General features: G+C 64.3%; 14 protein-coding genes. All 14 read left to right on the forward strand.

The genetic code is table 11. The annotated features are described in order from the left end of the window. The first annotated feature begins 3 nt into the window (after positions 1-3). Positions 4-1,557, forward strand: a complete 1,554-nt coding sequence (locus DEM25_RS16890; RefSeq protein ID WP_109767677.1) for a benzoate-CoA ligase family protein — start codon at positions 4-6, stop codon at positions 1,555-1,557. After that, the gene (locus DEM25_RS16895) at positions 1,557-2,372 is read left to right on the forward strand and encodes an alpha/beta fold hydrolase (protein ID WP_109767676.1); all 816 of its coding nucleotides are present in this window, start codon (positions 1,557-1,559) and stop codon (positions 2,370-2,372) included. Before DEM25_RS16890 ends, DEM25_RS16895 begins: the two co-directional genes overlap by 1 nt. A 149-nt stretch (positions 2,373-2,521) precedes the next feature. Continuing rightward, a complete protein-coding gene (locus DEM25_RS18455) occupies positions 2,522-2,779 on the forward strand; it encodes a DUF309 domain-containing protein (protein WP_369406364.1) in 258 nt (85 codons plus the stop codon). A gap of 94 nt (positions 2,780-2,873) precedes the next feature. Then, on the forward strand, positions 2,874-4,535 hold the full coding sequence (gene boxC, locus DEM25_RS16905) for a 2,3-epoxybenzoyl-CoA dihydrolase (protein WP_439650708.1): 1,662 nt from the start codon (positions 2,874-2,876) through the stop codon (positions 4,533-4,535). A 46-nt stretch (positions 4,536-4,581) separates the two neighbouring features. Beyond that, on the forward strand, positions 4,582-6,033 hold the full coding sequence (gene boxB / locus DEM25_RS16910; RefSeq protein WP_109767674.1) for a benzoyl-CoA 2,3-epoxidase subunit BoxB: 1,452 nt from the start codon (positions 4,582-4,584) through the stop codon (positions 6,031-6,033). 72 nt (positions 6,034-6,105) lie between these two features. Beyond that, complete coding sequence (locus DEM25_RS17850) at positions 6,106-6,267, forward strand: hypothetical protein (protein ID WP_158585296.1); 162 nt, start codon at positions 6,106-6,108, stop codon at positions 6,265-6,267. Next, positions 6,264-7,460, forward strand: a complete 1,197-nt coding sequence (gene boxA, locus DEM25_RS16915) for a benzoyl-CoA 2,3-epoxidase subunit BoxA (protein ID WP_109767673.1) — start codon at positions 6,264-6,266, stop codon at positions 7,458-7,460. The genes DEM25_RS17850 and boxA overlap by 4 nt, the downstream gene beginning before the upstream one ends. Positions 7,461-7,501: 41 nt before the next feature. Beyond that, on the forward strand, positions 7,502-7,945 hold the full coding sequence (locus DEM25_RS16920; protein ID WP_109767672.1) for an acyl-CoA thioesterase: 444 nt from the start codon (positions 7,502-7,504) through the stop codon (positions 7,943-7,945). 89 nt (positions 7,946-8,034) lie between these two features. Continuing rightward, on the forward strand, positions 8,035-8,952 hold the full coding sequence (locus tag DEM25_RS16925; protein WP_109767671.1) for a helix-turn-helix transcriptional regulator: 918 nt from the start codon (positions 8,035-8,037) through the stop codon (positions 8,950-8,952). 55 nt (positions 8,953-9,007) lie between these two features. Further along, positions 9,008-11,077, forward strand: coding sequence for a 3-hydroxyacyl-CoA dehydrogenase NAD-binding domain-containing protein (locus tag DEM25_RS16930; protein WP_109767724.1), 2,070 nt, complete (start codon positions 9,008-9,010; stop codon positions 11,075-11,077). Positions 11,078-11,195: 118 nt separating this feature from the next. Further along, positions 11,196-12,185 (forward strand): 1,2-phenylacetyl-CoA epoxidase subunit PaaA, encoded by a 990-nt coding sequence (gene paaA / locus DEM25_RS16935; protein ID WP_109767670.1) that lies wholly within the window; start codon positions 11,196-11,198, stop codon positions 12,183-12,185. Between the two features lie 6 nt (positions 12,186-12,191). Beyond that, positions 12,192-12,476, forward strand: coding sequence for a 1,2-phenylacetyl-CoA epoxidase subunit PaaB (gene paaB, locus DEM25_RS16940; protein ID WP_109767669.1), 285 nt, complete (start codon positions 12,192-12,194; stop codon positions 12,474-12,476). Further along, positions 12,476-13,228, forward strand: coding sequence for a 1,2-phenylacetyl-CoA epoxidase subunit PaaC (paaC, locus tag DEM25_RS16945; protein ID WP_109767668.1), 753 nt, complete (start codon positions 12,476-12,478; stop codon positions 13,226-13,228). Before paaB ends, paaC begins: the two co-directional genes overlap by 1 nt. After that, on the forward strand, positions 13,215-13,733 hold the full coding sequence (paaD, locus tag DEM25_RS16950) for a 1,2-phenylacetyl-CoA epoxidase subunit PaaD (protein WP_109767667.1): 519 nt from the start codon (positions 13,215-13,217) through the stop codon (positions 13,731-13,733). The genes paaC and paaD overlap by 14 nt, the downstream gene beginning before the upstream one ends. Positions 13,734-13,735 lie beyond the last annotated feature (2 nt).

Raw genomic sequence — 13,735 nt, forward strand, 5'->3', positions numbered from 1 at the left:
GCGATGTCAGCCAAAAATGACGTGATCGGGGGAAATGCGGCGCTCTGGTTCGTCGATCGTCATGTCGGCGAGGGCAGGGGCGATGGCATCGCTTTTCGTGAAGCGTTCGGCGACAACCGCGAGATCAGCTATGGCGATCTTGCCGAACAGTCGGCGCGTTTCGCCGGCGCCTGCCACCGCGCCGGCCTGAGGCGCGAAGAGCGCGCCATCATGCTGGTGCTCGACCAGATCGAGTTTCCGGTCATTTTCTGGGGCGCACTGAAGGCCGGCATCGTGCCGATCCCGCTGAACACGCTCCTGTCGACCTCGGTCTATGACGCGATCTTCCATGACAGCCGCGCCTCGGCGCTGTTCGTTTCCAGTGAACTCTACGAGACCATCGCCCCGGCGCTGCCGCTCAACCCGTTCATCCGCGAAGTGATCGTCATCGGCGACAGCGCGCCAGAGGGCGCGCGCACGTTCAACGCGTTCATGGAGGGTGCCGAACCGGCCGAACCGGTGACGGTCTGCGACGACGAGGTCGCCTTCTGGCTGTATTCGTCCGGCTCGACAGGCCAGCCCAAGGGCGTGCGCCACGTCCATTCGAGCCTGAAGGCAACGGCCGACACCTATGGAGCACAGGTGCTCGGCGTCCGGCAGGACGACACGGTCTATTCGGTGGCCAAGCTGTTCTTCGCCTATGGCCTGGGCAACGGAATGACCTTTCCGATGGCGGTCGGCGCGACGACGCTTTTGTACAATGGCCGGCCCACGCCCGACAGCGTTTCGCAGATCCTTACCGAACATCGGCCGACCGTCTTTTGCGGCGTGCCCACGCTCTATGCGGCGCTGGTGCACAAATGGGAGAGCGAGGGCGCCCATCCCGATGCGCCGCTCAGAACCTGCATCTCGGCCGGCGAGGCGCTGCCAGAGGAGGTCGGCCGAAAATGGCAGGCGATCTGGGGCGTCGACATCATGGACGGCGTCGGCTCGACCGAGATGCTGCACATTTTCCTCTCCAACCGGCCGGGCGACGTGGTCTACGGCACGTCTGGCGTGCCCGTGCCGGGCTACGAGGTGCGGCTCGTCGACGAGGCAGGCGCCGATGTCGGTGTCGGCGAAGTGGGCGAGCTGCTCGTGCGTGGCGCATCGTCGGCCGACGGTTACTGGAACCAGCGCGACAAGAGCCGCTCGACCTTCGAGGGCCACTGGACGCGCACCGGCGACAAGTATGAACTGACGCCGGACGGCCGCTACGTCTACTGCGGACGCACCGACGACATGTTCAAGGTATCGGGCATCTGGGTGTCGCCGTTCGAGGTGGAGCAGGCACTGGTTTCGCATCCGGCGGTGCTGGAAGCGGCAGTGGTCGCCAAGCGCGATGATGACGGGCTCGAAAAGCCCAAGGCCTTCCTGGTGCTCAAATCGGGACAGGCCGGCGATCCGGACGCGCTGAAGGCGTTCGTCCAGGACAAGATCGGCAAGTGGAAGTACCCGCGCTGGGTCGAGATCGTCGACGATCTGCCGAAGACCGCGACCGGCAAGATCCAGCGCTTCAAGCTCAGGGAGACGGCGTGATGGCTGACTGGAAGGCTGAAGGCACACTGGAAGCCGGTGGCAAGACACTCGAATATCGCTGCTTCGGACCGGCACCGTCAGAGGCGCCCACCATCGTGATGCTGCATGAGGGGCTCGGCAGTGCGGGTCTGTGGCGCGATTTTCCCGAAAAGGTCGCCGAGGCGACCGGCATGGGCGTCTGCGCTTATTCGCGCGCCGGCTACGGCCAGTCGGACCCGGCGGACCTTCCGCGCCCGCTCGACTATATGACGCGCGAGGCCGTCGATGTGCTGCCCGAGGTGCTCGATCGGATCGGCTTTCGGCGCGGTATTTTGCTGGGCCATTCGGACGGGGCGACGATCGCGGCGATCCATGCGGGCAGTGTCGAGGACTATCGGGTGCGGGGCATCATATTGATGGCGCCGCATTTCTTCACCGAACAGATGGGACTGGACGAAATCGCGCGCGCCAGGAAGGCCTATGAGGGCGGCAATCTGCGTGACCGGATGGCCAGGCATCATCGCGATCCCGATCATACGTTCCGCGGCTGGAACGATGCCTGGCTCGATCCTGCCTTTGCGCGCTGGAATGTCGCCGAGGTCATCGACTATTGGCGCATTCCGGCGCTCGCGATTCAGGGCCGGCAGGACCAGTATGGCACGCTGGCCCAGATCGAAGAGATGGAGAGCCGGGCCTATTCGCCGGTGGAGGTGTCAGTCCTCGAGGACTGCCGCCACGCGCCGCATCAGGACCAGCCCGCAAACACGCTTGCGGCCATCGCGGAATTCGCCGCACGGCTCGAGCGGATCGAGGCCGCCGAGGTCGAGGCCGCCTGATGCACGCGCCGGTCCCGATGCCGCCCCATGCCCACATTCCTGGCCGGAATTGCCGGCATGATGAGGGGCGGTGGGACGATGTGCGGGCGACCGCCCAACCGGGCATGAGCGCCGAGGCGCTTGCCGCTTCGCCGGCCTTCACCGCCGGCATGGATTTCTTCGAGAACGGCTTCTTCTGGGAGGCGCACGAGGTGTGGGAGGCGGTGTGGATGGCCTNCCATGGAAAAGCCCAAGGCGGCCAAGCGGTTGAGCGGGATTGCCGCAGCGCACCTGTCCGAAGCGGCGCGCGGGGGGCGCGAGCAGGTGCTCGGCGTCGGCGTTGCATGGCTGGAGGGCGCGATTGGCCGATGCCGGCATCGTGCCGCAAGGTTGGCGATAAGTGCATTATAATGCATATAATGCATTGACCTTGGCCAGAATATTTGCATTATGATGCAAAATATGGTTTACACCGCCCGGCTCGGGCGATAAGACGCAACATAACGCATGTGGGAGAATGTCGTGCCCGACATCATCGACTTCCGGACCGATCCGTCGCACTACCGCCATTGGCGGGTCGAGTATGATGGCGACATCGCCAATCTCTACATGGATGTCGACGAGGATGGCGGCCTTTTCGACGGCTATCAGCTCAAGCTCAATTCCTACGATCTGGGTGTCGATATCGAACTGGCCGATGTGGTGCAGCGCATGCGCTTCGAGCATCCCGAGGTGAAGGTCGTCGTCATGCAATCGGGCAAGGACAATGTGTTCTGCGCCGGCGCGAACATCCGCATGCTGGGCGGCGCGGCGCACGCGCACAAGGTCAATTTCTGCAAGTTCACCAACGAGACGCGCAACACGTTCGAGGCGGCCGAAGCCGACTCGGGCCAGAAATACATCGCCGCGGTGAAGGGTGCCTGTGCCGGCGGCGGTTACGAACTGGCGCTCGCATGCAACCACATCATGCTGACCGACGATTCATCGTCCTCGGTGGCGCTGCCCGAAGTGCCGCTTCTGGCTGTCCTGCCGGGTACGGGCGGGCTGACGCGTGTCACGGACAAAAGGAAGGTACGCCGCGATCTGGCCGATGTGTTCTGTTCGATCGAGGAGGGCGTCAAGGGCAAGCGCGCCACCGAATGGCGGCTCGTCGACGAGGTGGTGCCCAACTCTAAGTTTGCCGACGCCGTTCAGGCGCGCGCGAAGGAATTCGCCGCCGCATCGCCCAAGAACGCCCCCGAAAAGGGGATTGCGCTCGACCCGCTCAATCGCACGATCGGCGAGGACGGTTCGGTCACTTATTCGCTGGTCGAGGTCGCCGTCGAACGCGATGGACGCCGCGCGACGATCACCCTCCATGGACCGGACGGTGACGCGCCGGCCGATGCGGCCGCGCTGACCGCGCTTGGCGACCGGAGCTATTTCCTGCGGCTGGCGCGCGAACTGGACGATGCGATCCTGCATCTGCGCCTCAACGAGATGGAGCTTGGGCTTCTGGCTTTCCGCAGCCAGGGCGACGCCGCCAAGGTGTTGGCTGAAGAAAAGCTTCTCTTCGACAATGCCGATCACTGGCTGGCCAACGAGATCCTTCAATACTGGAAGCGGGTGATGAAGCGTATCGACGTGACGTCGCGCTCGCTGGTCGCCTTCGTCGAGAATGGCTCCTGCTTTGCCGGCATGCTGGCCGAGGTGCTGTTTGCCGTCGACCGGACCTACATGATGGAGGGCGATTTCGAGGGCGACAACCGCCCCGTCGCCTCGATCACCCTGTCGCAGGCCAATTTCGGCCCGTTCCCGATGGCCAACGATCTGACCCGGCTCGAAACGCGCTTTTTGGGCGAGCCCGAACGGGTCGAGGCGGCGAAGGAACAGATCGGTGAGGCCCTCGAAGCGTTCGATGCGAACGAACTGGGACTCGTCACCTACGCCTTCGACGATGTCGACTGGGAAGACGAGGTGCGCATCTTCCTTGAGGAGCGCGCCAGCTTCTCGCCCGACGCGCTGACCGGCATGGAAGCCAATCTGCGCTTTGCCGGCCCCGAGACCATGGAAACGCGCATTTTCGGCCGCCTGACCGCCTGGCAGAACTGGATCTTCCAGCGGCCCAATGCGGTCGGTGAGGACGGCGCCCTGCAACGCTACGGAACCGGCGTGCGCGGGCAATACAACATGCAGCGCGTCTGACGCGCGAACACCGGCGCCCCAGGCGCAACCCGGAGGAAGGACGACAATGCTCGATCTCATCAATGTCAGCTACGACACGCAAATCCCGAACAATGTCGGGCTCAGTTCGGACAAGCGCGTGCTCAAGGCGCTGGAGAAGTGGCATCCGGGATACATCAACTGGTGGAACGACCTGATCCCGGACAATTTCCAGCAGTCGCTCGTTTATCTGCGGACAGCCGTCTCCGTCGATCCGAAGGGCTGGGCCAAGTTCGACTATGTGAAGATGCCCGAATATCGCTGGGGCGTGCTGCTGGCGCCGCAGGTCGAGGACCGGACCATCCCGTGCGGCGAGCATGCCGGCGAGGCCGCCTGGCAGGAAGTGCCGGGCGAATATCGCGCCATGCTGCGCCGGCTGATCGTCATTCAGGGCGACACCGAGCCGGCATCGGTCGAACAGCAACGGTTCCTCGGCAAGACCGCGCCGTCGCTTTACGACTTGCGCAACCTGTTCCAGGTCAATGTGGAGGAGGGCCGGCACCTTTGGGCGATGGTCTATCTGCTGCACAAATATTTCGGCCGCGACGGCCGCGAGGAGGCCGACGATCTGCTGCGCCGCTCGTCGGGCTCGGAGGAAGCGCCGCGCATGCTGGGCGCCTTCAACGAGGAAACGCCGGACTGGCTGTCCTTCTTCATGTTCACCTATTTCACCGACCGCGACGGCAAGATGCAGCTTGAATCGCTCGCCCAGTCCGGCTTCGATCCGCTGTCGCGCACCTGCCGCTTCATGCTGACCGAGGAAGCGCACCACATGTTCGTCGGCGAGACCGGCGTTGGCCGCACGATCCAGGCCACATGCGAAGCGATGGTGAAGGCCGGCATCGAGGATCCTTACGACACCGACGCGATCCGCGCGCTTGGCGTCATCGACCTGCCGACGATCCAGAAGAAGCTCAACCTGCACTACACGCTGTCGCTGGACCTGTTCGGCCAGGAGGTTTCGACCAATGCGGCCAACGCGTTCAATGCCGGCATCAAGGGCCGCTACATGGAGAGCCGGATCGATGACGATCACAAGCTGCATGGCGACACCTACGAGGTCTGGGACTTCGAGGACGGCAAGCTGGTGCGCAAGGAGGTGCCGGCGCTGACGGCGATCAACATGCGGCTGCGCGATGATTATACGCGCGACGCATCGGGCGGTGTCGGCCGCTGGAACAAGATCATCGAGAAGACTGGCATCGATTTCCAGATGAAGCTGCCGCATGAATCCTTCAACCGGAAGATCGGCGTCTTCGCCGACAAGCTGTTCGACCCGGACGGCAAGCTTCTGACCGGCGCCGAGTATGATGCGGGCATGCCCGACTGGCTGCCGACCCATGCCGATGGGGATTTCATCCAGTCCCTGATGGTGCCGGTCTACGAGCCCGGCCAGTATGCAAGCTGGATCGCGCCGCCCAAGGTCGGCATCGACAACAAGCCGGGCGACTTTGAATATGTGAAGCTGCACATGGCCTGACGGGTCCACGTCAAGCATCGCCGGCGCGTCTTTGGGCCGCGCCGGCCGCTCTCTTCAATTCGGGAGGCATCGATGGATATCAGCAGAAACGCCAAAAAGCCGGACACCGCCGCGCGCGGCGACGTTCCGAGGATTTGCCTTGGCTGCAAGGACTGTCGGGGACCGTGCCTGCTGTTCGCCGAGCTTTACGGCGGCATCGCCATTGAGAGCCCGGGCCGGGAAGCGGCGGCATGAACAAGCCGGTCAAACAGCATCTGATCGACCCGGAAATCTGCATCCGTTGCTACACATGCGAGATGACGTGCCCGATCGGCGCCATCACCCATGACGACAACAATGTCGTGGTCGATGCCGCCCGGTGCAATTTCTGCATGGACTGCATTCCGGTGTGTCCGACCGGGTCGATCGACGAGTGGCGGATCGTCAACGAGCCCTATTCGCTGGACGAGCAGTTCGGCTGGTCCGAGCTGCCGCCCCAGGAGGAGATCGCGGCCGACGGCGATGGCGCCGACACCTCGATCGAAGCGTTCGACGATGCCATCGCCGCGCTCCTGGCCGAGGCGCACAGCGGCGCGGGCGGCAAGGCCAGGGCGCCGGCGAGCGCGGCCAAGCCTTCCATCAACCTCTACAACCTCGCCAAGCCGGCCGAGGCGACCGTGACCGGCAATTTCCGGCTGACCAGCGAAGATGGCGACAGTGACGTGCGCCACATCATTCTCGATTTTGGCGCCACGCCATTTCCCGTTCTGGAGGGCCAGTCGATCGGCATCATCCCGCCGGGGACCGACGAGAAGGGCGAGGCGCACCTGCCGCGGCTTTACTCGGTATCGAGTCCGCGCGACGGCGAACGGCCGAACTACAACAATGTCTCGCTGACGGTGAAGCGCGAGCCGAACGGAGTCTGTTCGAACCATGTCTGTGATCTCAAGCCGGGCGACACTGTCAGGGTGACGGGCCCGTTCGGCTCGACTTTCCTTTTGCCGTCCGATTCCGGCGCGCATCTGATGATGATCTGCACGGGCACCGGCTCGGCGCCCTTTCGCGCCTTCACCATGCGCCGGCAGCGCGAAAATCCGCGTCTCAAAGACACGATGTCGCTCTATTTCGGCGCGCGCACGCCCGAAGATCTTCCCTATTTCGGGCCCCTCAAAAAGGTGCCCGAGAGCTTCATGAAGAAGGTCTTCGCCTTTTCGCGCCAGCCCGAAAGCCCCAAAAACTATGTGCAGGACAAGCTGCGCGAGAACGCGGACGATGTCGCCGCGCTGATGCGCAATCCCGACGGCTACATCTACATTTGCGGGCTCAAGGCGATGGAGCATGGCGTCGAGGAGGCCCTGTCCGACATCGCCCGAAGTGCCGGGCTCGTCTGGACCGAGGTGCGCGACACCATGCGCGACGATGGCCGCTATCATGTCGAGACCTATTAGGCCATAGATGCCGCCACAGGCGAATCGGGCGGGGTGACGACATGGATGACGGGGTCTTCGAACACGAAATCCGGGTGGGCTGGGGCGACTGCGATCCGGCGCGGATTGCCTATACCGGCAAGCTGCCCATGTTCGCGCTCGAGGCCATCGAAGCCTGGTGGGAACACCATTTGGGCGGCGGCTGGTACCAGATGGAGCTCGACCGCGGCGTCGGAACGCCCTTCGTCCATATGAGCCTGAACTTCCGGTCGCCGGTCACGCCGCGCCACCGGCTCAAGTGCAAGGTCCGGCCGACGCGGCTGGGCGAAACGTCGATCGCCTTCAGGGTCGAGGCATTCCAGGACGGCACATTGTCGTTCGAGGGCGATTTCGTGTGCGTGTTCGCCGTGCCCATCGAATTGAAGAAGACCCCGCCGCCCGACGATATCCGGGCCATTGTCGAGGAGCGGATCCGCGCCGGCGCCAATGCTGCGGCCGGGCAGTAACCGTCTGCGCAGGCAGCGCGATTGCAGGCATTGAGAAATACCCGCGCTGGGGTATTTTGTGCACTATTGTACACATTGCGGCGGCCAGCATGAGCGAGATCACCAACTTCAAGGGCGTGGCGCAAAAGACCACCGCCGAGAGCCAGTCCGACGCGATGGTGGCGACGCTGCTCAAGCGGGTCGGCGAACGCGTGCGCAAGGCGCGCGAGCTCAAGGGCATTCCGCGCCGCGTGCTGTCGGAGATTTCCGGCGTGTCGCCGCGTTATCTGGCGCAGCTCGAATCGGGCGAGGGCAACATTTCGATCGGCCTGTTGCAGAAGGTGGCGGTGGCGCTCGACTACCGGATCGAATGGCTTGTCGGCGCCGAAGACCCGTGGTCATCGGACACGATGCGGGTGGCCGATTTGTTTCGGCGGGCGGGCTTTCACACGCGCCAGAAGGTGATCGATCTTCTGTCGCCAGACACCGAGACGGACATGCGCGCCAGCCGCATCTGCCTGATCGGGCTGCGCGGCGCCGGCAAATCGACGCTTGGCGCGATGGCCGGCGAACGGCTCGGCGTGCCGTTCGTCGAACTCAATCGTGAGATCGAGGAGCAGAGCGGCATGCCGGTCAACGAGCTGCTCGCCTTTTACGGGCAGGAGGGCTACCGCAAGCTGGAGGCCCAGGCGCTCGAACGGGTGATCGCCACCCATGATGCGATGATCCTTGCCGTTGCCGGCGGCATCGTCGCCGACCCGCAGACCTACAATATGCTGCTGGCGCATTTTCACACGGTCTGGCTCAAGGCGGAGCCCGAGGACCATATGGAGCGGGTGATGGCGCAGGGCGACACGCGGCCGATGGGCGGCAATCCCGAGGCGATGGATCAGCTCAAGTCGATCCTGACCAGCCGAGAGGCGTTATACGGCCGTGCCTCGTCGCAGGTCGACACCAGCGGCCGCAGCCTCGAGGAGACGCTCGACGACTTGATCGGCGTCATCGGCGAGCGGGGATTTTTGCGGTAGGACCTGCCGGCCGGGCAGGACCATGTTCGAACACAACGTTTTTCAGGAACATCCGATGACAGTGACGTGGAGGCGTGAAGGCGACGCCGGGCTGGTCGAACTCGCCAATCCGCCGGTGAACGCAATGGGTCTGGCCGTGCGGCAAGGGCTGCTGGACGCCGTCAGATGGGCGGAAAACGAACCCGGTCTTTCGCGCGTCATCGTCTCCGGCCAGGGCAGGGCTTTTGCCGCCGGCGGCGATGCGCGCGAGTTCGACGGCGATCCCGTTCCGCCGCATCTGCCCGACGTGCTCGATGCCATCGAAGCCAGCACGGTGCCTTGGATCGCCGCGGCCCATGGCGTGGCGCTTGGCGGCGGTGCGGAGCTGATGCTCGCCTGCCGCTACCGCATCGCGGCGCCGGAGACCAAGATCGGTCTGCCGGAAGTCACGCTGGGCGTGGTGCCCGGCGCGGGCGGCACGCAACGCCTGCCGCGCCTTGTCGGTCTTGATACGGCGCTCGACATGATCGCCAACGGCAAGCCGGTCGGCGCACTCGACGCGCAGGAGATGGGATTGGTGGATGCGGTGGCCGACGATCCGGTTGCCCATGCGATGTCGCTCGATATGACCTCAGTGCAGGACCGGCCGATCCTGTCGGCGCTCGACGGTCCGGCGCCCGACGATGACGCCGTCCAGAAGGCACGCGCGACGGCGCACAAGCGCATGCGCGGGCAGATCGCACCGCAAAAGGCGATCGACCTTGTGGCCTTGTCGGCCACTACAGCATTTCGCGACGCGCTGGCCCGGGAGCGCCAGACGTTCATCGAGCTGCGGTCGACGGAACAGGCAAAGGCGCTGCGCCATATCTTCTTTGCCGAGCGGGCGGCGAAGGCGCCAGGCTGGCTTGACGCCGAACCGCTGAAGGTCGAGCGCGCGGCGGTTGTCGGCGGCGGCACGATGGGTGCGGGCATCGCTTATGCGCTGCTCCTGGCCGGCATCGGTGTGACGCTTCTTGAGACCGATGCCGACGGGGTCGAGCGCGCCAAGGCCAATATTGGCCGGATTATGGATGCAAGCGGCAGGCGCGGGCTCCTGTCAGATGACAAGCGCGCAGGGATCGAAGCGGCGCTGACGGTCACGGACGATTATCGTGCGGCGGCCAAGGCGGATCTTGCCATCGAGGCGGCATTCGAGAGCATGGAGGTCAAAAAGACCGTGTTCGGCGCGCTTGAAAAGGCGCTGCCGGCCGATGCCGTGCTCGCCACCAACACATCCTATCTCGACGTCAACGAGATCGCCGCCGGCCTTGCCGATCCGTCGCGGCTGATGGGCCTGCATTTCTTTGCACCGGCGCACATCATGAAACTGCTCGAGATCGTGCAGGGTGATGCGACGAGCCATCGTGCGCTGGCGACCGGCTTTGATCTTGCCAAGCGCCTGCGGAAGGTGCCCGTTCTGTCCGGGGTCTGCGACGGCTTCATCGGCAACCGAATTCTGGCCCGCTATCGCGAGGCGGCCGACACGCTCCTGATGGACGGGACCAACCCCTGGGAGCTTGACGAGGCGATGGTCGAATTCGGCTACGCGATGGGACCCTATGAAGCGCAGGACCTGTCCGGCCTCGACATCGCCCATGCCAACCGTCAGCGCCAGGCCGCGACCCGCGATCCGGACCGGCGCTACATTCCGATCGGCGACCGCATGGTTGCCGAAGGGCGCCTTGGCAAGAAGGTCGGCGTCGGCTGGTATCGCTATCCGGGCGGGGGCGGCAAGGTCGTCGATCCGCTGATCGAGGATCTGGTTCGCGAGGAAGCTCATTTCGCCAAGGTCGAGCGGCGCGAGTTCACGGACGATGAAATCCGCCGCCGGCTGGTGCTGGCGATGATCAACGAGGCGGCCGACATCTTGGCCGAAGGGATCGCGCAGCCGGCGGCCGACATCGATCTGGTGACGGTGTTCGGCTACGGCTTTCCGCGCTGGCGGGGCGGGCTGATGCACTATGCCGACACGCTCGGCGTCGATGCCATTGTCGCCGACCTGCGGGCTCTGGAGGCCGAAGACCCGATCGCCTGGAAACCGAGCGCGGCGCTTTTGGCCTGTGCCCAGCAGGGCATCGCGCTGCGCGACTATCGTCCAAACCCTTAGCGGTGTGAAACGCAATGCCGGCCCTTTTCAAACCGGCGCGGATGTATTATAAACCGACCGATCGGTTAATTAATTCCGGCGCGCGTGCCGGACGGTCGAGGCGGAGGAGGCGCAGCGCATGTATGCCCAGATGGTGAAATCCACCGGCACGATGAAGACTCGTGAGGAAATGGATGAGCGCGAGCGCGCCTTTCAGGACCGTATCGATGCGGGCGAGAAGATCGAGCCGCAGGACTGGATGCCGGAAGGCTATCGCAAGACGCTGATCCGCCAGATCGGCCAGCATGCCCATTCGGAAATTGTCGGCCAGCTGCCCGAAGGTAACTGGATCACCCGAGCGCCGACGCTTGAGCGCAAGGCAATCCTCCTGGCAAAGGTGCAGGACGAGGCGGGCCATGGCCTTTATCTCTACTGCGCCGCCGAGACGCTGGGCGTCAGCCGCGACGAGATGACCGAGAAGCTGCATGACGGGAAGATGAAGTATTCCTCCATCTTCAACTATCCCACGCTCACTTGGGCCGATATCGGCGCGGTTGGCTGGCTGGTCGATGGCGCGGCGATCATGAACCAGGTGGCGCTGCAGCGCACCTCCTACGGCCCCTATTCGCGGGCGATGGTGCGCATCTGCAAGGAAGAAAGCTTCCACCAGCGCCAGGGCTATTCGATCATGATGAAGATGGCGTCCGGAACGCCCGAGCAGAAGCGCATGGCGCAAGATGCGCTGGATCGGCTTTGGTATCCTTCGCTGATGATGTTCGGTCCGTCCGACAAGGACAGCGTGCATTCGGCCCAGTCGATGGCCTGGAAGATCAAGGTCAGCACCAATGACGAGTTGCGCCAGAAATTCGTCGACCAGACGGTGCCGCAGGCCGAATATCTCGGCCTGACCGTGCCCGATGAGAACCTGAAATGGAACGAGGAGAAGGGCGGCTACGATTTCTCCGAACCGGACTGGCAGGAGTTCCACGATGTGCTGGCCGGCAACGGGCCGTGCAATGCCGACCGGATGGCCGCGCGCCGCACCGCCTGGGAAGACGGCGCCTGGTACCGCGACGGTCTCGTCGCCCACGCAAACAAGCGCGCCGCACAGCGCATGGCAGCGGAGTAATCGAAAATGTCTTCTGAATGGCCCCTGTGGGAAGTCTTCATTCGCGGCCAGCATGGCCTGAACCATCGCCATGTCGGCTCGCTGCACGCGCCGGACGCCGAAATGGCGATCAGACACGCCCGCGACGTCTACACGCGCCGCAATGAGGGCGTGAGCATCTGGGTGGTGCCGTCCAACCAGATCACGGCCAGCGTGCCGTCGGAGAAGGGCCCGATGTTCGACCCTTCCAAGTCGAAGATCTACCGCCACCCGACCTTCTATGACATTCCGGACGAAGTGGGGCACATGTGATGAGCGCGCTCGTCGAATTTGCGCTGCGCATGGGCGACAATACGCTGGTGCTCGGCCACCGCGTGTCGGAATGGTGCGGCCATGCGCCGGTGCTTGAAGAGGACATTGCGCTCGCCAACACGGCGCTCGACCTGATCGGCCAGACACAGATGTGGCTCGGCCTTGCCGGCGATCTGGAAGGCAAGGGCCGGACGGCCGACGATCTGGCCTACAAGCGCGATGTCTGGGACTTCCGCAACCTGTTGCTGGTCGAACGCCCAAACGGCGATTTCGGCCAGACCCTGATGCGCCAGTTCCTGTTCGATGCCTGGCATCATCCGATGCTGACATGGCTGTCGGAGAACTCGAAGCATGAGCGCGTCGCCGACATCGCCCGCAAGGCGGAACGCGAGGCGGCCTATCATCTGGAGCGGTCGACCGATCTCATCATTCGCTTGGGTGACGGCACGGATGAAAGCCATCGCCGCATGCAGGACGCACTTGCCTATCACTGGACCTATACGGGCGAGATGTTCGAGGCCGACGCGGTCGATCGCGAACTGGCCGACGCCGGTGTTGCGCCCGACCCGGCGGCGATGAAGCCGGGCTGGGATGCGCTGGTCGGCGATGTGCTCGCCGAGGCGACCCTCGAGGTGCCGGACAATCATTTCGTGCACAAGGGCGGCCGCAAGGGCCAGCACACAGAGCATCTGGGCCATATCCTCGCCGCCATGCAGTTCTTGCCGCGGGCCTATCCCGATGCACGCTGGTGAGACGCTTCCGAGCCGCGACGATGTGATGGGCTGGCTCGCCGACGTGCCGGACCCGGAAATCCCGGTCGTGTCCGTCGTCGATCTGGGCATTGTGCGCGATGTGGCGTGGGAGGACGACACGCTGGTGGTCACCATCACGCCGACCTATTCGGGCTGTCCCGCAACGTCCGTGATCGCGTTCGAAATCGAGGCGGCGATCCGCGGGCACGGCATCGACAATGTCCGGCTGGAAAACCAGATATCGCCGCCCTGGACGACAGACTGGATCGGGCCAACGGCGCGCGAGAAGCTGCGCCAATACGGCATCGCGCCGCCGATCGATGGCACCGCCGCCGACGGCAAGCGTGTGGCGCGGCTGCTTGGCGAGGGCAACGCCAGGGTGGAGTGTCCGCGTTGCGGCTCGGCCAATACGGCGGAAGTCAGCCGTTTCGGCTCGACACCCTGCAAAGCAGCGTGGCGCTGCAACGATTGTCTGGAACCGTTCGACTATTTCAAATGCATTTGAGG

It is taken from the genome of Oceaniradius stylonematis (assembly GCF_003149475.2).
In the GTDB taxonomy this organism is placed as follows: Bacteria; Pseudomonadota; Alphaproteobacteria; order Rhizobiales; family Rhizobiaceae; genus Roseitalea; species Roseitalea stylonematis.